Origin of the sequence: Myroides odoratimimus, from assembly GCF_001485415.1 — a bacterium.
Taxonomy (GTDB): Bacteria; Bacteroidota; Bacteroidia; order Flavobacteriales; family Flavobacteriaceae; genus Flavobacterium; species Flavobacterium odoratimimum.
In genome coordinates this window covers 31,241-51,932 of the sequence record NZ_BCMQ01000017.1, presented here as the reverse complement: position 1 = coordinate 51,932, position 20,692 = coordinate 31,241, and the positions used below count along the sequence as shown (strand labels likewise).

General features: G+C 34.8%; 15 protein-coding genes and 1 pseudogene. 10 read left to right on the top strand and 6 right to left on the bottom strand.

Annotated features, from left to right (window positions below; genetic code table 11):
- Positions 1-8 precede the first annotated feature (8 nt).
- Positions 9-887: a hypothetical protein gene (locus tag MODO_RS13675; RefSeq protein WP_006259550.1), complete on the top strand. Its 879-nt coding sequence runs from the start codon at positions 9-11 to the stop codon at positions 885-887.
- A gap of 36 nt (positions 888-923) precedes the next feature.
- Here MODO_RS13675 and MODO_RS13670 read toward each other — a convergent pair whose 3' ends face one another.
- Both MODO_RS13670 and MODO_RS13665 read right to left on the bottom strand, forming a co-directional pair.
- Positions 924-1,433, bottom strand: coding sequence for a GNAT family N-acetyltransferase (locus tag MODO_RS13670; protein WP_006259551.1), 510 nt, complete (start codon positions 1,431-1,433; stop codon positions 924-926).
- Positions 1,434-1,546: 113 nt separating this feature from the next.
- Complete coding sequence (locus MODO_RS13665; RefSeq protein ID WP_006259552.1) at positions 1,547-2,938, bottom strand: leucyl aminopeptidase family protein; 1,392 nt, start codon at positions 2,936-2,938, stop codon at positions 1,547-1,549.
- A gap of 295 nt (positions 2,939-3,233) precedes the next feature.
- On the opposite strand from MODO_RS13665, the gene MODO_RS13660 reads away from it, so the two are divergent.
- The 3 genes from MODO_RS13660 to MODO_RS13650 all read left to right on the top strand — a co-directional run bounded on the left by MODO_RS13660 (position 3,234) and on the right by MODO_RS13650 (position 4,697).
- On the top strand, positions 3,234-3,854 hold the full coding sequence (locus MODO_RS13660) for a DUF2975 domain-containing protein (RefSeq protein ID WP_006259553.1): 621 nt from the start codon (positions 3,234-3,236) through the stop codon (positions 3,852-3,854).
- An 81-nt stretch (positions 3,855-3,935) separates the two neighbouring features.
- Positions 3,936-4,478, top strand: coding sequence for a DUF2975 domain-containing protein (locus MODO_RS13655; RefSeq protein ID WP_230486185.1), 543 nt, complete (start codon positions 3,936-3,938; stop codon positions 4,476-4,478).
- Positions 4,479-4,487: 9 nt separating this feature from the next.
- Positions 4,488-4,697, top strand: coding sequence for a helix-turn-helix domain-containing protein (locus tag MODO_RS13650; protein ID WP_006259555.1), 210 nt, complete (start codon positions 4,488-4,490; stop codon positions 4,695-4,697).
- 18 nt (positions 4,698-4,715) lie between these two features.
- Here the strand turns inward: MODO_RS13650 and MODO_RS13645 are convergent, their stop codons facing one another.
- Entirely contained in the window at positions 4,716-5,552 is an 837-nt protein-coding gene (locus tag MODO_RS13645; RefSeq protein WP_006259556.1) for a UbiA prenyltransferase family protein, read from the bottom strand.
- 124 nt (positions 5,553-5,676) lie between these two features.
- On the opposite strand from MODO_RS13645, the gene gcvP reads away from it, so the two are divergent.
- Positions 5,677-8,526, top strand: a complete 2,850-nt coding sequence (gene gcvP, locus MODO_RS13640; protein WP_006259557.1) for an aminomethyl-transferring glycine dehydrogenase — start codon at positions 5,677-5,679, stop codon at positions 8,524-8,526.
- Between the two features lie 322 nt (positions 8,527-8,848).
- Here the strand turns inward: gcvP and MODO_RS13635 are convergent, their stop codons facing one another.
- Both MODO_RS13635 and MODO_RS13630 read right to left on the bottom strand, forming a co-directional pair.
- The gene (locus tag MODO_RS13635) at positions 8,849-12,325 is read right to left on the bottom strand and encodes an AAA domain-containing protein (RefSeq protein ID WP_006259559.1); all 3,477 of its coding nucleotides are present in this window, start codon (positions 12,323-12,325) and stop codon (positions 8,849-8,851) included.
- Positions 12,326-13,169: 844 nt separating this feature from the next.
- Entirely contained in the window at positions 13,170-13,784 is a 615-nt protein-coding gene (locus tag MODO_RS13630) for a hypothetical protein (RefSeq protein ID WP_006259560.1), read from the bottom strand.
- Between the two features lie 142 nt (positions 13,785-13,926).
- Between MODO_RS13630 and MODO_RS13625 the strand changes: the two genes are divergently transcribed.
- Complete coding sequence (locus MODO_RS13625) at positions 13,927-14,976, top strand: alpha/beta hydrolase (RefSeq protein ID WP_006259561.1); 1,050 nt, start codon at positions 13,927-13,929, stop codon at positions 14,974-14,976.
- Positions 14,977-15,186: 210 nt separating this feature from the next.
- Positions 15,187-16,245, top strand: coding sequence for a 3-oxoacyl-ACP synthase III family protein (locus tag MODO_RS13620; protein WP_006259563.1), 1,059 nt, complete (start codon positions 15,187-15,189; stop codon positions 16,243-16,245).
- A 65-nt stretch (positions 16,246-16,310) separates the two neighbouring features.
- Here the strand turns inward: MODO_RS13620 and MODO_RS19250 are convergent, their stop codons facing one another.
- On the bottom strand, positions 16,311-16,460 hold the full coding sequence (locus MODO_RS19250) for a hypothetical protein (RefSeq protein WP_155242285.1): 150 nt from the start codon (positions 16,458-16,460) through the stop codon (positions 16,311-16,313).
- 415 nt (positions 16,461-16,875) lie between these two features.
- Here MODO_RS19250 and MODO_RS13615 point away from each other — a divergent pair, with 415 nt between their 5' ends.
- The 3 genes and pseudogenes from MODO_RS13615 to MODO_RS13605 all read left to right on the top strand — a co-directional run bounded on the left by MODO_RS13615 (position 16,876) and on the right by MODO_RS13605 (position 20,618).
- The gene (locus MODO_RS13615; protein WP_006259564.1) at positions 16,876-18,261 is read left to right on the top strand and encodes a phosphatase PAP2 family protein; all 1,386 of its coding nucleotides are present in this window, start codon (positions 16,876-16,878) and stop codon (positions 18,259-18,261) included.
- Positions 18,262-18,389: 128 nt separating this feature from the next.
- Positions 18,390-19,301, top strand: a complete 912-nt coding sequence (locus MODO_RS13610; protein ID WP_006259565.1) for a helix-turn-helix domain-containing protein — start codon at positions 18,390-18,392, stop codon at positions 19,299-19,301.
- A 95-nt stretch (positions 19,302-19,396) separates the two neighbouring features.
- A pseudogene (locus MODO_RS13605) lies at positions 19,397-20,618 on the top strand (MFS transporter).
- Positions 20,619-20,692: the final 74 nt, after the last annotated feature.

Here is a 20,692-nt window from a genome sequence, read left to right as displayed (position 1 = left end):
AAAATACTATGAAAAGAAGTTTGTTATTCACTCCACTGTTACTATTCGTAATTAGTTGGAATAGTTATAGTACATCCAGTCCTATACCTTCTGATCAGATAAAGAAACTGACTGTAGTAAGCCAAGTTGTTGAGAAGAATTATGTTCCTGTAGATAGTACAACTCTTATTGATGATGTGAATGTCGTAGACAGAAGTACATCTAGTACAGAGATATCTATCACTAAATATGACTTTAATTATAATGATTTAGGTCAACTGAATTCTGTGGAATCATACTTAGTAGAGGATGGAGCACCTACTAGTTCCTTCACTGCTACCATCGAGTTAGATGAGAATAATCTACTGCGCAAAGTCATCTATGGAGAGAATAAAATGAGCTTAGACCTAGTATATGACAATAAAATACTTCAATATACAGAGTTTAAGGATTTATACTATGACGAGTCTAGAGTAAGTAAAATCGTGTATAATAGACTAGACCTGCCCGGTTCTATAGAGATATCTTCTAAGCCTCAGTATTCTGATCCTGAAGTAACTGACTTTATCTATAATCCTAGTAACAATCTAAAGTTAGTCAACCTAGATAGCAATAAGACAATCTATACTTATGACCAAAAGAATTACCCATTTGCTTACTTGCCTTATGCGTATAATGTGTCAAACTATCTTAGTGCTAATGAGCTGATGTACACTAACTATAATCAACAAAACAATGTCGTTAAAATAGAAAGTAGCGACCTCCTAACTACGATAGAGTACACTTATAATGCTCAAGATCTACCTCTGACTGCTAAGGTAAAAACAGTAGTCAAGTCTATGCCTAACGAGCAACCGAGTATTTATGAATATGAGTTTACTTATAGAGTAATAGAGCTGATGTTGTAACAAAGAAGGTTAGCCAATGGCTAACCTTCTTTGTTATTATAAATCTAACTGATAGATATAATCATCCATTACATATCCCTGTCCGATATCAAAAGTCTTAGACTCTATACACTTCATATTATTGCGGATATAGAAGTCTATAGCTCGTTGGTTATTTTTATTCACAGTAAGATATACCGCAGTAGCGCCTTCACGTCTAGCATACTCTACTACATGCTCAAACATAAAATGCCCTAAGCCCTTTACTTGCTTATACACATTAGTATATAGTTTAGAAATAAATACTCTATTATCAGGCATTAGTTTATAATCTGTATATCCTAACAGTTCTTCACCTTGCATTAACAGTTCCCATTGGTACCCTTCTTTTAGTTCACCTAATATACGCTCATCACTATACATCATTGGTAGCATATAGTCTATCTGTTCTTGTCCGATAATATGAAGATACGTATCCTCCCAGATCTTCTCTGCCAAAGGAAGAATTAAGTGTATATTACTTTTATCCACAGGTATAAAAGTGGTTGTTTCTGCTAAGTTATTCATTGTTATGATTCTTTATAAGATGACGAAAATACGATAAAACTATAAATACAAGTATAAAAAAACGAGAGTAGTTAGACTACTCTCGTTCTTATTCTTTATATCCTGATTAGATATTATCCTTTATAGTTAGTCAAGAAGTCAACTAGAGTACGTACTCCACTTCCTGTACCACCATTACCTTTATAATCTCTAGGAGCATCCATCCAAGCTGGACCTGCGATATCCATGTGTACATAAGGTGCTTTAGCGAAGTGCTCTAAGAACTTACCTGCTGTGATAGTACCTGCAAAACGTCCACCGATATTCTTCATATCTGCTACGTTAGATTTCAACAAGTCTTTATAGTCATCCCAGAAAGGCAACTTAGCTAAACGCTCGTGTACGTTGTAGCCTGAAGCGATAATAGCATCGATAGTCTGCTCATCATTCCCCATAATACAAGATGCCATATCTCCAGCTACTACTAAAGCTGCACCTGTAAGCGTAGCTGCATCAATAATAACCTCTGGATCATACTGAGTAGCATAAGCAACAGCATCTGCTAAGATCATACGTCCTTCTGCATCTGTGTTTAATACCTCGATCGTTGTACCGTCAAACATAGTAATCACATCACCAGGAGCATAAGCATTTCCTCCAGGACGGTTATCTGTAGCAGGAACTAATCCGATAACGTGAACATTCACGTCGTTTAAAGCTGCTGCATAGATAGTACCTGCCATACATGCTGCACCTCCCATATCACTCTTCATAGAGTCCATAGAACCTGCAGTTGGTTTTAAGCTTAGACCACCCGTATCGTACACTACTCCTTTACCTACTAATACGATAGGCTTTTTATTGATTGGATTAGCTGGCTTGTACTCCATAATAGTAAAAGTAGGTTGATCAATAGACCCTTTATTAACAGCTAATAAACCACCCATCTTCAAGTCTTCAATTTCTTTGCGACCTAATACTTTCACTGAGAAGTTAGCCTCTTTACCTAAAGCTTCTATTTCAGTTGCTAATTGAGTAGCATTTAAGAAGCTTACAGGTTCGTTTACCATTGTACGAGCCCAATACACCGCTTTTACAGTATTGTTTAAGTCACTGATCTGTTTAGCTGTGAAATCTCCTTTTACCTCAACATTACTCAAAGCGAACTTCATTTCTTCTGCTTCTTTGAAGTACTTTAAGAATTGGTAGTTTGACAACATAAATCCTTCTACTAAAGCTAATGTAGAAGCTCCATTACCTACGATAGTAAGGTTGTCAGCTTTTTTATCTAATTGTTTGCGAACGCTATTACCAGCTAAACGCATTTTTTCTAAGTTCTCATTCTCTTTTACGAAAAAGAAATACTGACTTCCCACTTTAGCAAAGTCTTCTTCTTTTTTCCCTTCTTCGAATGCTTTTACAAAATCATTTAAGAATGCAGGAACCTCAACAATTCCTTTGTTCTCACTACTTAAAACGAAAACAACGTTCCCGTTTTCTTTCATGTTATTTACTAGTTGTATCATCTTTGTCTTTTTATATTACTGCAAATATAACATTTTTAGACGCAACTAAAAAAGAGCTTTTCTTAAAACTCTGCTATAATCCTTGAAGTATCCAAAAAAGACACATTTTACGTTTTTAGACAAGTATTTATCGAATAACAATAAATTTCATTTGTTTTATAAAAAATTAAATATACTTTTGAATTACAATTAACCAACTAAATTACTAACGATGATAAAATTACTAATCCATTGGGCTATGCTTTTAATAGCATTATGTGAACGATTAATAAACGTATTATTTTAAACCTAGATTATGAAGCTGAAATTACTTACAGTTATATTTATTGTATTATATATAGCCAATCTTTGTGTACACTTTAGAGATTTTCAACAAGGGTATAATAATGCTCCAGAATGTCATGATGATAAAGTGTATACTACTTTGGTCGTTAAACAGATTCCTAGTGATACCTCTGACCTTCATTTATCTCTAACAGATAAAAAAACTACTGGTATACAAATACGTGAAATAAAAGAGACTATTGAAGTAGAAGTTCCTAAACAATATTCGAACGGGATTAGTAATTTCTTCATAGGTTTATTAGGTATCCTTACTATACTCCTTTTCCCAGTTATCATTATTGTATTTATAAAATTCTTTAAAAACTTATATAATGGTAATATAGCATCTAATAGTCAAATAAGACGACTACAAATTCTAGCTTATTTTCAATTACTTCTACCTGTATTAGGGAATATATTTGTTTTTTATTCAAACAAAGAACAACAAGAGGTAGCTAATATCTATAACCTCAACCTAGTTAAGTATGACTATGATTTTTCGTTATTTATTATTCCTTTAATTCTGTTATTGATTGTTGAAGTATTAAAGCAACATTTAACTTTAAAAGAAAATGCTGAACTAACCATATAACTTGATCTTATGAAACTAAAATTTCTAACTATATTATTAATCATTGCCTATTTATTTTCCTTTAACAACCACTTTAAAGATATGAAAAGAGGTTTTAATGAAGGTTATGACAGCGCAAGAAGCATTTCAACAAATCCTTACTATATAACAATCAAAAACAGTACAGAATACAATGCAAAATTAACTACTAATCATAACTCACCTAAAATAGCGGTAACTGATTCAACAAGTAGAATTCGTGTAGATGATGTTCCTTTTAGTTATTCATTTCTTAGAACTGTTATGATAATGAGTACATTCATTTTTCTTGGTTTTATTGTCTATGGCTTATACAATAGCTTTATTATTCTAAAGTTTTTGTACAAAGGAGAAACTGTTAGCCATTTTCAAATTAAACGTATAAAAGTACTAGCTTCTATACTTTTAGGTCTTGCTATTTATGAGAACATACTCGAATATCTATCTACATATGAAGCATCGAGAATAGCATCTCTATATAACCTAGAAGCTGTAAAAGGTAACTTTAATTTCACAATGTTCTTTATTCCTTTAATTTTGCTGATGATTGTAGAAGTATTGAAACAACATTTGCGTCTAAAAGAAGATGCAGAACTAACCATATAACCCCACGATATGCCAATAATAGTAAACCTTGATGTCATGATGGCTAAGCGAAAGATATCGCTTAATGAGTTGGCTGAGCGTGTAGGTATCACCGTGAGTAATCTATCCATACTCAAGACCAATAAGGCAAAAGCCATACGCTTCAGTACATTGGAGGCAATCTGTAAAGAATTAGATTGTCAACCAGCTGATATACTAGAATATGTAAATGAAGACTAAGCTAAATGCTTGGTCTTTTTATTCTAACATACTTGCATTCCCTTGAATAACAACAATTAACCACCATACAATAGGCACACTCTCTACCCAGAATAGCGTAAAGAACTTAGTTCGTTTCGGTGAAGCATATACAATAAAAAACAACGTTAATAATACAATCAACATATTATTCCATGCCTGTATAGGCTGATAGCCTACCTTAAAGAATTCGATAACATAAAAAGGAATTAGTAATAATCCTAATAGCCATTTGGTATTAGCTATTCCTAGCATCTGAGGTAAGGTCTTCAAATACTTATCGTCATACTGTAAATCAACGACTTCAAATATTCCAATTAGAATAAACACTAGGATAAAACGCTGTATAAACTTAACTACAATATCCCAACTAACTGGTATATCAGCATTCATCACTGGCACTATAAGCGTTACAGTAGCCCAACACAGACATACGATATACACTTTAAGCCCTGCTAGATTGCGCAAATTACTTCGGTTACTACTTATAGGTATAGCGTATAGTACTGACAACACCAATAAGCTCAAAGTAACGAATTGTGCTTTCCAATTCAACATAAAGAAGGCAACAGTACCTATCAGCAACGCAATAATACTTATCCCTATAATGACTTTCAGACGTAGTGTAAATGGGTTCTTATGTCTATAGATTACTTCAGCATACTTAATAAAGTTATAAGAAAACAGCGTTCCTGTAAAAGCTAAAGTAGACACGACTGCATCAAATGGAAGGTGACAGAAATAAAATGTCATCTGCACTAAAGCAAAGACTGCTAACGAAACGTGAACACTTCCGTTTAAATAAAGAGCAACTATTCTGTTTTTTAACAAATCCATATTAATTATCAATCTAACTAGTGTAATGCTTATTTACTTTTCAAAATTAATCGATATAAACATACAATTGTCAGATTAATGGTTATTTTTGTGTGATTAAACACAACTTTTATTTATTGTCCAAATGAAAACAAACGCATTTGCATTAAGACACATTGGTCCTCGTCCTGAGGATATGGCAGAAATGCTTAAAACAGTGAAAGCTGATAGCATCGAACAATTAATCAACGAAACTTTCCCAGACGCAATCCGTCTTAAAGAAGACTTAAACCTTGCTCCTGCAATGACTGAGTATGAGTACTTATCTCACATTCAAGCATTAGGAAACAAAAATAAAATATTCCGTTCTTTCATCGGTTTAGGATATAATGAGGCAGTAGTTCCTGCAGCTATTATCCGTAACGTATTTGAAAACCCAGGATGGTATACTGCTTATACTCCTTACCAAGCTGAAGTAGCTCAAGGTCGTTTAGAAGCTTTATTAAACTTCCAAACTACTGTTATCGAGTTATCAGGTATGGAGATTGCTAATGCTTCATTATTAGATGAGGCTACAGCAGCAGCAGAAGCAATGATCTTATTATTTGACGTAAGAACAAGAGATCAAAAGAAAAACAACGTAGTGAAGTTCTTCGTTTCTGAAGAGATATTACCACAGACTTTATCAGTATTACAGACTCGTGCTACTCCATTTGGTGTAGAGTTAGTAGTAGGTAACCACGAAGAGTTTAACTTCTCAGAAGAGTACTTCGGAGCGATCTTACAATACCCTGGTAAACACGGTATCGTAGCTGACTACGCTGACTTTATCAACCAAGCAAAAGCAAAAGACATTAAAGTAGCTGTAGCTGCTGATATCATGTCATTAGTATTATTAACTCCTCCAGGAGAAATGGGAGCTGACGTAGTAGTAGGTACTACTCAACGCTTTGGTATTCCATTAGGATTCGGAGGTCCTCACGCTGCTTTCTTCGCTACTAAAGAAGAGTATAAACGTAGTATGCCAGGTCGTATCATCGGAGTATCTAAAGATGCTGATGGTAACTTCGCTCTACGTATGGCTTTACAAACTCGTGAGCAACATATCAAACGTGAAAAAGCTACATCTAATATCTGTACTGCTCAAGTATTATTAGCTGTTATGGCTAGTTTCTACGCTGTTTACCACGGACCTAAAGGGTTGACTAATATCGCTTCTTTAATCCATGCTAAAGCAGTAACTGTAGCTACTGAATTAGGTAAATTAGGTATCGAGCAAGTTAACGCTAACTTCTTCGACACGATCTTAGTGAAAGCGGATGCTGCTAAAGTGAAACCTATCGCTGAAGCAAATTCTATTAACTTCAACTATATCGATGCAAACACTATCTCTATCTCATTAAACGAGACTGTAGAGTTAGCTGATATTAACGCTATCGTTAATGTATTTGCTCAAGCTACTGGTAAGACAGCTACAGAAGTAACTGCATTAAGCACTGAAGTTAAATACCAAGATAAACTAAAACGTACTTCTAAGTTCTTAGAGCACGCTGCATTTAACAGCTACCACTCTGAGACGGAGTTAATGCGTTATATCAAAAAATTAGAGCGCAAAGACTTAGCTCTTAACCACTCTATGATCTCTTTAGGTTCTTGTACAATGAAATTGAATGCTGCTGCTGAGATGTTGCCATTGAGTAATGCACAGTGGAACAACGTTCACCCATTCGTACCTGCTGACCAAGCACAAGGATACTTAGAGATGTTACACGGATTAGAAGAGAAGTTAAATGTGATTACTGGTTTTGCTGGTACTACATTACAACCAAACTCTGGAGCTCAAGGAGAGTACGCTGGTCTTATGGCTATCCGTGCATACCACCACTCTAGAGGAGACTTCCAACGTGATATCGCACTTATTCCTGCTTCTGCACACGGTACTAACCCTGCTTCTGCAGCAATGGCTGGTATGAAAGTAGTAGTGACTAAAACTACTCCAGAAGGTAATATCGACGTGGCTGACTTAAAAGCTAAAGCTGAACAATATAAAGACAACTTATCTTGTCTGATGGTTACTTACCCATCTACGCATGGTGTATATGAGTCTGCTATCATGGAGATCACTCAAATCATCCACGATAACGGAGGACAAGTATATATGGATGGTGCAAATATGAATGCACAGGTGGCAATCACTAACCCTGCTAATATCGGGGCAGATGTATGTCACTTAAACTTACACAAGACTTTCGCTATCCCTCACGGAGGTGGTGGACCTGGTGTAGGACCTATCTGTGTGGCTGAGCACTTAGTACCATTCTTACCAACTAACCCTATCGTTAAAGTAGGTGGTGAGAAAGGAATCACTGCTATCTCTGCTGCTCCTTATGGATCTGCATTAGTATGTTTAATCTCTTATGGATACATCACTATGTTAGGAACTGAAGGTCTTAAGAAAGTAACTCAACAAGCAATCTTAAATGCTAACTACATGAAGACTCGTCTTGAAGAGCACTACGCTATCCTTTATACAGGAGAGAAAGGACGTGCTGCACACGAGATGATCGTTGATGTACGTGAGTTCAAAGAAAAAGGTATTGAAGTAACAGATATCGCTAAACGTCTTATCGATTACGGTTTCCACGCTCCTACAGTATCTTTCCCTGTTGCTGGTACATTAATGATCGAACCAACAGAAAGTGAGAGCAAAGAAGAGCTTGACAGATTCTGTGATGCGATGGCTTCTATCCGTCAAGAAATTGAGAATGCAACTATCGAGAACCCTGTGAACGAGCTTAAGAATGCTCCTCACACATTAGCATTATTAACTGCTGATAACTGGGATCTTCCATACTCAAGACAGAAAGCTGCTTACCCACTTCCTTATGTAGCTGAAAACAAATTATGGCCTACTGTACGTCGTATTGACGATGCTTACGGTGACAGAAACTTAATTTGTTCTTGTGCTCCTATCGAAGTTTATATGGAGAACTAATCTTAACTGATTTATCTATACAGAAAACGCCATCACTACGATGGCGTTTTTTTATGCTCTACTATGTTCTTTTTGACCAAAGCTACTAGGTAGCACCTCTATAGTTATCAACAATATTGTTAATAACTATAATTCATCTTATTCACATTATAAACAGTGATAACCTCAATATCAATAAAGAAACAAACACCACTAATACAATCACTTACAAAAAAAATATTAATTATAGAGAATAATATATCTCTAGAGTTATCAACATTTTTACTCCGTAAATAATTTTTATTAACAGGGTTATCAACATAGTTATAAACACTGTTGTTAACTATAAACTATCGTATTCGAAGTAACCTCCTTGTTCTTTAATATGAGTGACCATCTCTTTATATATACTATTATGACTAAGCACCTCAGCATTACCGATGATAATCATTTGCTCTTTTGCACGAGTCAGAGCCACATTTAACTTACGGTCTACTGACTGATCCTCATTAAGACTCACTACCCCATCTAGCTGAAGTACTTCATTAATGGTAAACGAATAAATAATAATATCTCTCTGCCCTCCCTGAAAGCGTTCTACTGTATCGACTACTATATCTCCAGCATTTAGAATATCACTACCTTCTAGCTTATTTTTAATCAGGGCTATCTGATTCTTAAACGGAGCTATAATTCCTACTCGCTTAGTCAAATCTGCACTACGACCATTTAGTTGATAAAGTTGTTCTATCTTTTGTAATAATTGAACTACGAAGTCAGCTTCTTTCTCACTTGTTTTCTTTTGTTGTCCTGCGTGGTGTTCTTCCACATTGACAAAGAGGACTCTCTTCTGTGCTAGTATTGCACTTAATAGATCATCATCTACAGGCTTTAAGTTTAACGGAGCTACTTGTCTCTCCAGACTATTTTTAGCTACTCTAGTTAAATTCTCTAATGTATATGCCTCTTTTAGTTTGCCTTCATAGAATGCTATATTAGGAAATGCCGCTATCTCTCTATGCATACGCCCTTGATAGGTCAATGTATCATGTGCATAACTAAGTTTATTCAGTTCACAGAAGTTATATAATCGTTCGAATAATGAATTGCGTCTATCCGCTAGTCCTATCTGTTCTAGCAGAGGATTATTAGTCTTAGACAATGTATCACTCTGTACCACTATCGCAGGCAGTTGTTTGTGGTCACCAATCATAATAAACCTTTTACACTTCGGCAATAACCCTATAATCTGAGGTTCTAATATCTGAGAAGCTTCATCTATGATAACCGTATCAAATTTCTTTAGCTTGAACACATCATTCTTACTAGACATAGTAGCTACTGTAGACAGAAACACTCTATTATTACGAATGATATTAGACAAAACATTTCTAGTAAATCTCCTACCCGATTTCTCTAACGCCTCACTCTCTCGCTTAATAATCGTGCTGACTAGATGATCAGCATATTTCTGACTACTAGATAACGGGCTACCTATACGCACAAACTTATCTATAGCAGATACATGCTCTAGCGCATCCGTCACCGCACCACATAGCTCATCCACAGCCTTATTAGTATAGGCTAGAAGTAATATATTCTGATTAGTATTGGTATATAATTCTTCTACAAGCTCCTTAATAATATGAGAAGTCTTACCCGTACCAGGAGGTCCATTTAGTACAAAGTAATCTTCTGCTGACAACGCATTATTTAATATTCTATTCTGCTCTACAGAAAGAGTAGGCTTATAGAACCCATAATTTATCCCTTGTCTAGGAGGTAGCACATTGAGGATTACCTCTCTCTTATTCTTCGGTGCGTTCATGAACGCATATAGACTCTTATACATACTCGTAAAAGAAGAATCCATAGAGTCGCGTTCTAGCGCCCATAAGCGATATTGATTAAAGTAATTAATCCCTCTCTGTTTATGACGAAATACAACTGTTACCGTTTCTTTAGTGATACTCTGTATCGTACATTTAAATATCTGATGCTTCACTGCTGTGTCAGTATCGTGATCTCGAGGATATAATACACAGACATCTCCCTTTCTAAAGTTGACAAAGTCATCTACTAATGTTCGCCTAAAGATAATTTGCTTCTCTTCTTCAAAGATTTTATTCTCTATAATCTCTAAATCATATAAGATACTATACTTATCTTTTTTGACCTCAGCACTGTCTATCCATAAACTTGCCAATCCGTGACTTCCTTCGTAGTCACTCGCTCCTAACTTACTAATGTATTGTTCTCTTGCGATAAAGCTGACAAAAGAATAAAAATAAGTACGCTCTAACGCTGAGCACTTCTCTAGCACAGACGTAAACATATCTATCTGCTTATAGAGCATATCTTTAAACTTGGTATTCAGATTAGGGTTACGCACTATATTCTCCCCTTTTACATAGTGGAGTAGCAGCGCTACTTTCTCCAGATCATCTGACTTTAAGATATGTTCATTTAGTACTATTCTATTTCTCAACTCAAATATCGCCTGCACTCGACGAAGGTTGATCTGATCTTTACGAAGATTATTAGTTCTTGGTTTACTATAAAAAATAAAACCACTCAGATACTTCTCATTTCCTATCTCTCGATACGGTATATCATATACCACAGATAGCATGAGGTGATATAAATACAGCTGTACAGTGTGATTAGGTTTCACCCCTACCCCGTCATCAGGATAGACCGTTCCACCAGACTTCAGCTCCACGATAGTTGTCTTTAGGTTATCTTTCTTTATACTATGAAGAAGGTCTAAACGTCCCTGTACCCCATAAGTATTACACAAAAAACTCGGCTCTAGATTAATATCTCCCTCATTCGTGATACCATAGTGTACAAACTCTTCTAGATACACTCTCTTGATTGTATTAAAATGAGTTTCACAATCATATCGATATTGTTTAAACTGCTCTATGTCTAATATATCAGGACAAGCCGTATGTTCAAAAGGATAGTTCTCAAAGTGGTGGACAAAGACTGTATTAAAGTCTACTGTCTGCGCGTCTTCTGCACCTACTAACTCATCCATGACAGCATTAGCAAAGTTACCAATGAGTAGATACTTATTATTAGGTATCTCATCGAACTTCGACTTTATAAAGCTCAATGAAGAAGTCCCATAGTCTTGAAAACATTCTGCTATAGCAGACACATCTATTAAGTAATCTGGTTCTAGTATAAATATCTTCGGATGATGTATTTGATGATCATCCACTCCTATATTAATCAAGTGTAGTGTAGCTCCCTTCCATATTTTCTCTATAGAACTAAATGAAGCATTCACTCCTTCTTCATTAATCTGTACACGTATAGGCTGTCCATCTTCTGCATTCTCTACATCACATAAAAGTAAATTATCCTTAATCCCCAATACATTAACTCTCAACTTATCAATAATCTGCTCAAACTCATTATGCTTCAGGGCTAACCTCTGAATAGGAAATGGGTAATATGACCTATTCGCATCAGGTACAGGCACCTGAAATACGTAAGAGATAAAATCATTTACATCCATCCAGTAGGTCTCTAGATATAGATCTAACTCTGCCGAATCATACTTAGTCAAATCATTACTGATCATTCTAAAACTGTGGATAACACGGCTCGCATTATACTTATTACATATAAAGGATAGACGAGAGAATAGATTAGAAAGACTGATCACCTCATCCTTTACTACATATTTACATATTTTCTCTAGTAGATTTCTAAGTAGTCTGTACTTAGCACGTGTAGTCAGTTCTGTATTATTGATAATATCTACTAATGAGGTAAAGTATAAGGAAGTATATTTATTATCAAGCATGTGCAGTATCCGTTTTAAACATCAAAGATAATCTAGATTTTACAGTTAGTAAAATATCTCACCTATACATAAAAAAAAGAATTGTCTTATTAACTAAGACAATTCTTCTCTAAAACATTTAATAACTTGTGAACTATAATTGTAACCTCTCAAGCAAATTTAACTTATAATAATCTATAGTTCTATTCACTATTCAAAGTAAAAATAACTAATACGTCAATAAATCAAATATTTGACTTAATCGCCTCTTATTACAATTTATGATCATGTATATTTATCCTATTGATATACTATTCTTTAGTACAGAGTAAAACAACTGTCAGTATAGTCGAGAAGTACAGTCTTCTGTCCTCCACTATTTCCTTCTAAGTTTACTTCTGCATACTGTTACATTTCATTCAGTTTTAGTCGCCTTGAGTCCGTAGTGAGTCCGTTATGAGTCCGTTATGAGTCCGTAGTAAGTCCGTTATTTTAACCAAAACAACGGACTGAAGAAGGAGACACATCCCTTCTAGTGTAGAATCAAAAGCAACATAACTGCTATAAGACTAAAAGCTAACTAAATGCACAGAAGAACCACTACTTCCTCATATTCTTTAACTAAACATAACACATGCTATTTATAGACAATATCCTTACCTGATCTACCCTCTTATAATCATAGCGTTCATGAAATAAAAGTAAATTTCTCTACAGTGATATTGTTTTTAGACAAACTGATAACTATCATATAATATCGATTTAGATATTAGTACTTTTACCAGTGCCAATAATTCGTATAAAGTTTTTATACAGCTGTTTTTTAGACGAAAAGAGAAGTATATGGGATATACTTCTCTTTTTATTATTTCACGATAGGAACCTTGTTAGACTCTAGTGGAGCCTCATAGATTTTATACCCTAATTTCTTCACCTCTTCTAGTAGCTTAGGACTTAGTACCTGCTCTACAGCCTTCGTATTATACACATAGGCTACATAGTACTTATACCCACCATCACTGATACTATCTTTACACGCATACCAAGTAGGAGCTACTGCTAGTTCGGATTTAAAAGGAAGTCTTAGCTGTACGAAGCTTTTCGGCTTGATGATCACATAGTCTGTTACCTTCTTTGTTTTTAGCTTCTCTTGCCACTTCGTTAATAAACCGTCCGAATCATAATCCCCACTCATCAGCATCGGCTCATCGATATGACTTGCCTTATTATACACTCTCTGTCTCAACACATATACTTGGTTCTCATACGTACTTCCTACACTAGCTCCATAAGCTAACTCTGAAGTATCCCACGGAAACCAATATGTATCATTAGAGTTATTCATTACTACAATAGTAGCTAGGCTATTATCCTTCACAGTGGAGTCTAACACCTTAATCTCTATTGGTTTTTTTGCGCTTTGGCCAAAAGCACAAAATGCACTAATAAGTGCAACAAAAACAATAATTAATCTATTCATTTTCAACCGTCTCTTTAATCCGCACAAGATAATAACTACATATTATTTGTCCTCTAAAAGGAATTATAATTTCACAAATTAGAACAAGTATAAATAAGGACTTATATTTGTACTCAAACACAAAACAATCATTATCTATATCATGAAGAAGTTTTTCTATACATTATTATTTCCATTGGCTCTACTATTTGCTCATCCTATCACTGCTCAAGAAGCAATAGAAATAGGAAAAACATATACAATCCAATCTAAAGTGCTTAACGAAGATAGAAAGATACAAGTATACCTACCTGCGGGATATAATGAAGCTCAATATCCTAATCAGCAGTATCCTGTCATCTACTTACTAGATGGAGAAAGTAACTTTAATTATCTAACAGCCTATCTAGATAAGCTAAGTAGATATCCATACCCTTCTATCCCTGAGATGATCATAGTAGGAGTGATTAATACCAATAGAACAAGAGATCTGACTCCTACTAAAGTAAGTAGTGAGGAGATGTCTACAGAACAGGCTAAGAAAATAAAAGGTGAAAATGGAGGGAATGATGCCTTCTTTAAATTCTTAAAGGAAGAAGTCTTTACTTACGTAGATACCAACTACAGAACACTGGATTACAAAATACTAATCGGTCACTCATTCGGAGGAATTACTGCGTTAAACAATCTACTGAACTACACAGATATGTTTAACGCTTATATCGTACACGACCCAAGTATATGGTGGGATAATAAGGTTATACTAAGAGAATATACTGATGGGATAAACCAAGACTTTAAACACAGAAGACTATTCCTTACCCAAGTGGGCGAAAGCGAGAACAAAGGTCACCTAAGTGATCATTATAGTTCGATTAAAGAATTTGATAAATTATTAAGTACTAATACTCCTACTACACTGAGTTATCAATATGTAGCCTATGAAGGAGAAGACCACGGTAGTATACCACTAAAAGGAAATCTAGATGGACTAAGATATATATTTGACGGCTATCGAATCAACTTTAAAGAATTAAAGACCAATCCAACACTCTTAGAAGAAACTTTCGATCAGCTGAATAAACAGATGCATTATGATTTTAAACCGACTGAAAAATTCTTAGATACGGTGATTAAATATTTCACCTCTACAGGAGACAATGAGACAGCCAATCAAGTCACTAAGTATAAGAATACGCTTTACAAGAAATAACGCAGTAGTATCGCGCGCACATTCTTTTAATGCCAATAAGTAATAGTAAACAATAAATATTACTTATTGGCATTATTATTATATACCTACACGAAAAGTACTACGAAATCAAAACAGCATTTCAGAATACTTCAAAAAAAAGAGAAAAAACTTATCATTAATAAATATAAAGCTCTAAGTTTACCTTACAATTAACCCAAAAACGATATTATGAATATTAAAATAATAAGTTCAGGATCTTATATCCCGACTAAAGTAATAGATAATACGAATTTCGACCAATTTGACTTTAGAGATGAACAAGGACAACCATTAAAAGATACTAACCAACGTACAGCTTATAAACTACAACAAATAACAGGGATAGAAGAAAGAAGATATGTAGAACATGAATTAACTACCAGTGATATCGGTACTATCGCCTCTGAGCACGCTATCAAAAGTGCAGGTATAGACCCAGAGACATTAGACTATATCATCTTTGCGCATAACTTCGGAGATGTAAAGCACGGAACATTGCAGTCTGATATCGTACCTAGCTTAGCATCTAGGGTAAAACACAACCTAAAGATCGCCAATCCATCATGTGTAGCATTTGATGTTCTTTTTGGGTGCCCTGGTTGGCTACAAGGTGTGATACAAGCCTATGCGTTTATGAAAGTAGGTATGGCTAAGAGATGTTTAGTCATCGGAGCAGAGACATTATCACGTGTGATAGACTTACACGATAGAGACTCTATGATCTATGCAGATGGTGCTGGAGCTACTATATTAGAACTGACTAATGAAGAAGGAGGAATACTATCTGTAGAGTCTGCTAGTTATACACTAGACGAGGCTTTCTTCATTCATTATGGCAAATCTTATAATCCTGACTTAGACGAGAACACTAAGTACATCAAGATGTTTGGACGCAAGATTTATGAATTTGCACTAACTAATGTACCGTTAGCAATGAAGAGCTGTGTGGATAAGAGCGGAATAGATATCAACAAAATCAAAAAAGTGATGATACACCAGGCTAATGAGAAAATGGATGAAGCTATCGTAAAACGTTTCTTTGAGTTATACGACATGGAAATGCCAGAGCATATCATGCCTATGAATATTCAAAAACTAGGGAACAGTAGTGTGGCTACTCTACCGACACTATATGATATGATTATCAATAAGCAACTAGACCCACACCAATTAGAACAAGGGGATATTATCCTCTTTGCTTCCGTAGGGGCAGGGATGAACATAAATGCCTTTACTTATCAGGTATAAAACATCAATTAGAGAGAGAGCTTCGCGCTCTCTTTTTTTATAAAACTACTCTATTAATATCTCTATTATTTATTCTCCTTTCTCTCTTTTCCACAAGACTTTCCTGTATAAAAGAGAATAGCTGTACAGATACCTAATGCACTATAACATATATAACTAACTACATTATTACTAAAAAAGTCAAATAAATCAACGATTAATAATAATGTAGCCACAGCTATTATAAACTTTAAAATCCGATCTAAACTATACACTCGACTACACTTTCTATTATATGGTTCTATCTGTTGTGTCTAGCAATATCACTAAAAACACAATAAAAATACTATCAAATAATTATCAATAGTAATGCCAATTTTTCACAAAATATAAGCTCAAAAGACAAGTTCACATATAGTCATTTTAATTAAATCGAAAGTTTACTAGAAATATTTAAGTTTAAATCAATAATAAAAGAAGCAATCGTCTATTTTTAGTCATTCTTCTTATTCTTTATTAGAAGAAAAATAATTCCAGCTTCCTTATACAAATAACAAATTTTCTAAACTAACGCCATCAGTATAATAAAGCTCTTTTTGATTCTAAAAAACACCTTAAAAGGTAATTTTGCAAACAAAAAGAAAGTAAAGAATGAAAAACACTATTTATTTCGTCTGTTTATTAACATTGTATCAAACCCTAGGTTGGGGGCAATTAATCAATAATAAACAACATCTAACTGCACCGACAACGCCTAACTACGGTTTATCTCCTAAGAAAGAGAAGACTTTTTTTGAGAAAGATGCTGTACAAATTAGCTTTGTCCCTGCGATACTCTTAACAGCTTCAGGGCTAACGTGGAATAAAAAAGAAGAAATTAGAGAAATACGCAATAGATACGTTCCCACATTTCAGTATAAATATGATGATCTATTACAATATGCTCCTGCAGCGGCTACCTTTGGTCTAAAAGCAGCTGGTGTAAAAGGGCGTAATGACTTTAAGCGTTCTGCTATATCCTATGCTACTAGTATGGCTATCATGGCTATTCTAGTCAATGGAGTAAAATATACTGCAAAAGTAGAACGCCCTGATGGTTCTTCTAAGAATTCATTTCCATCGGGTCATACTGCAATGGCTTTTGCTAACGCTAGTTTCTTAGACAAAGAATACGGTCTAGTCAATCCTATGTATTCTATAGGTGGGTATGGAGCCGCTACTATGACAGGTCTTGGACGTAGCCTTAATAATAGACATTGGGTGCCCGATATATTAGCTGGAGCAGGTATTGGTATATTATCTACTCAACTAGCCTATTTCTTTGTAGATAAAATATATGGAAACAAAGGCGATAACCTCAGCCTAATCTCTAGATTTGAAGGAAATGAAAACCCTTCTTTTATGGCTATTAAACTAGGATTCACTAGCGGACTAGAAAGTATAGTAGAAACAGAAAACGAAGAACCATTAGCTAAGCTAGGATGGGAAGCGGGATTAGAAGGAGCTTATTTCTTCAATAAACACTGGGGAGTAGGCGGTCAAATAGCTGTGGCTAGTTTCCCATTCTCTGAAGACAAAGTCAACGATCCTGATAACACAAACATCAATGGAAAAGTGTTATCTGAATCAATGGGTAATTTAACTTTCTCTCTAGGTCCATACTATGCTATTCATTTCTCTGATAGATGGAATCTGATGATAAAAGCATTAGGAGGTTATAGCATAGGAGCAGATGGTAATATCTCGTTAAAAGTGTTGTCTCATGAAGTTCATATCCCTGAACTAGAAGATGGAAAAGTACAGCTAGCAGAATATAAACCTGCTAATGTATTTCAATTTACAGGTGGATTAGCGCTGACTTATAATATCACTGATAACTTAGGACTAACTGCCTACTCGGACTTCAATCACAGTCAATCTAAGATTACTTATAAAATAAATGACATCGTACTAGACAAAGAAGACATCAAAGTCAATACAGTCAAACACCCTCTTAATTATCTAAGTATGGGAATTAGACTGACTGCTTACTTCTAAGCAGTCAAGACAAAGAGCTAATTATTAGCTCTTTTTTTGTATCTGTACGTTAAAACAACATTAAAGAAGAAACAGAACTTTATTTGATTTTAGTAACTTTACCCTAATTTACTTATTCTCTTAATACTATGAGCAAACATCTAGAAACAATCGGTGACCACTATAGAGAGAACACGATTAGTCACTATGCCTTCGATGCGTCTGACTACCAATGTGGTAAATCACACTTCAATATTAATATTCGTAAATATTGTAATTTTAATACGCCTTATAACAGACGAGATTATTACAAGGTGTGCTTAATTATAGGAGAAGGTGTATTTAAATACGGTGAACACACACTGATACTAGACAGACCTGCTTTATTCCTTCCATGTCCTACGATACCTTATGAATGGGAATGTCTGAGTAATCAACAAGAAGGATTTTTCTGCCTTTTCAACCAAGAGTTTTTAGTGGAACACAGTACAATAGAGTTCTTTAAAAAAACATCTCTCTTTAAAGAGTGGAGTAAGCCATTTATATTCTTAGATGAAGAGCAATTAGAGTTGGCCTCTACCTACTTTAAACAGATGTATGCCATGGCACAAAGTGATTATCCCCTAAAGTTTGAGATTATCCGTAACTTACTTGCTCTATTACTGCATCAAGCGTTACAGTTAAAAGTAGAAGACCTTAAACTAGATGAAACACCTAATAGCACTAGATTATACAGACTATTTGATGAGTTGCTAAACAAACAGTTTCCACTAGACTCACCTGCTTATCCTCTAAACCTCAAGACAGCGTCTGACTATGCTACAGCCCTAAACGTACATGTCAATCACCTGAATGCATCTATTAAGTCTGTAACAAGTAAGACTACTACTCAACTGATAAAAGAAAGATTATTCGAAGAGGCTAAAAACCTATTGAAGAATACGAGTTGGGATATAGCAGAAGTTGGATATACACTAGGCTTCGATCAGCCTTCTCATTTTAATAATTTCTTTAAAAAGAATGCTGGAGTAACTCCATTAAAATATAAAAACCCAATATAACCAATCTTTGATTTTTGCAATTATACCTTTGAGATATTTAATTCAAGATAATGATTGCCTACTTAATTTTGCTCCTCAAACAACAATTATAATATATGCTAAGAGAAGCAAGTGAACAAAGAAAAAAGCTAGCCACAATACTTGCCTTTTGTTCTATACCCCTTTCTGGTTTTGTGACCGATATATATTTACCGTCATTCCCTTCTATGGCTAAAGGACTAGCTGTATCAGAACAAGACATACAGCTTACCCTTACCTGCTATCTATTAAGCTATGGTATATCACAGATATTCGTAGGTAGCCTTTTAGACAATATAGGAAGATACAAACCACGTTTAGTCGCATTACTGATATTAATCATTACTGATATTAATCATTACCAATCTTAGTATCACACAGATGGATAGCGTCTTCTACATCTGTATTATGAGGATTATACTAGGGATGGCTATCTCTACACTAGTAGTTGCTACGCGTGCTATCTTTATAGACATCTATGATGAAACGAAGAGACAGTATTACTTAAGCTACTTTACGATCGTATGGTCATGTGGTCCTATATTAGCGCCTTTCTTAGGTGGATACTTAGAGAAGCTATTTAACTGGCATGCCAACTTCTATTTTTTAGCTATCTATGCTGGGGTATTATTAATCTTAGACTTGTGTATCAGTGGTGAGAGTATTCCTGAGAAGAAGAAGTTTAACTTATCAGATACATTAGATTTATACAAAGTCATGTTGAGTGAGAAAAGATTTATGATGGGAACCTTAATATTGGGATTGAGCTACTCTATTGTGATGATCTTTAATATTTCGGGACCATTCTTAATAGAAAATGTATTCCTTCACAACTCTGTTATTATAGGATACTGTACGCTTATCTTAGGCTTCTCATGGATGTTAGGAGGACTTATTGGTAAAAAGAGGATGCACTTAGCATTTCGTCCAAAAGTATTACAACCTTCTGGAGTACAACTGACACTTATTAGTGCTTTACTACTCTCTACCTTATGGATAGAAAGTCTTCCTATACTAATAGGTTTTTTATTCTTAATACATATCTGTTCTGGTACTTTATTTAATAATTTCTTTACCACGACCATGTTACAGTTTCCAAATAATGCAGGTACAGCAGGTGGTCTAATGGGCGGATTGGTATATGTGCTTACCTCTTTTGTCACATTAATAATCTCATCTACAGGAGCTATTACCACTCCCACTGCACTAGGAATAAGATACCTCATAACGGCTATAGCATTACTACTAGCTATACTTTATATAATCAAGCTATACAATAAAGAAAAAGTAATAAACTAGAAGAAAAATAACTAAGCTTTGCATATTTCTATACAATACAGCATAAAATAGAACATCGCTGTAATTATAAAACT

Bases quoted from the DNA above. Each gene is read 5' to 3' on its own strand.
- MODO_RS13675 (WP_006259550.1), top strand. From the start codon at position 9: ATGAAAAGAAGTTTGTTATTCACTCCACTGTTACTATTCGTAATTAGT.
- MODO_RS13670 (WP_006259551.1), bottom strand. From the start codon at position 1,433: ATGAATAACTTAGCAGAAACAACCACTTTTATACCTGTGGATAAAAGT.
- MODO_RS13665 (WP_006259552.1), bottom strand. From the start codon at position 2,938: ATGATACAACTAGTAAATAACATGAAAGAAAACGGGAACGTTGTTTTC.
- MODO_RS13660 (WP_006259553.1), top strand. From the start codon at position 3,234: ATGAAGCTGAAATTACTTACAGTTATATTTATTGTATTATATATAGCC.
- MODO_RS13655 (WP_230486185.1), top strand. From the start codon at position 3,936: ATGAAAAGAGGTTTTAATGAAGGTTATGACAGCGCAAGAAGCATTTCA.
- MODO_RS13650 (WP_006259555.1), top strand. From the start codon at position 4,488: ATGCCAATAATAGTAAACCTTGATGTCATGATGGCTAAGCGAAAGATA.
- MODO_RS13645 (WP_006259556.1), bottom strand. From the start codon at position 5,552: ATGGATTTGTTAAAAAACAGAATAGTTGCTCTTTATTTAAACGGAAGT.
- gcvP (WP_006259557.1), top strand. From the start codon at position 5,677: ATGAAAACAAACGCATTTGCATTAAGACACATTGGTCCTCGTCCTGAG.
- MODO_RS13635 (WP_006259559.1), bottom strand. From the start codon at position 12,325: ATGCTTGATAATAAATATACTTCCTTATACTTTACCTCATTAGTAGAT.
- MODO_RS13630 (WP_006259560.1), bottom strand. From the start codon at position 13,784: ATGAATAGATTAATTATTGTTTTTGTTGCACTTATTAGTGCATTTTGT.
- MODO_RS13625 (WP_006259561.1), top strand. From the start codon at position 13,927: ATGAAGAAGTTTTTCTATACATTATTATTTCCATTGGCTCTACTATTT.
- MODO_RS13620 (WP_006259563.1), top strand. From the start codon at position 15,187: ATGAATATTAAAATAATAAGTTCAGGATCTTATATCCCGACTAAAGTA.
- MODO_RS13615 (WP_006259564.1), top strand. From the start codon at position 16,876: ATGAAAAACACTATTTATTTCGTCTGTTTATTAACATTGTATCAAACC.
- MODO_RS13610 (WP_006259565.1), top strand. From the start codon at position 18,390: ATGAGCAAACATCTAGAAACAATCGGTGACCACTATAGAGAGAACACG.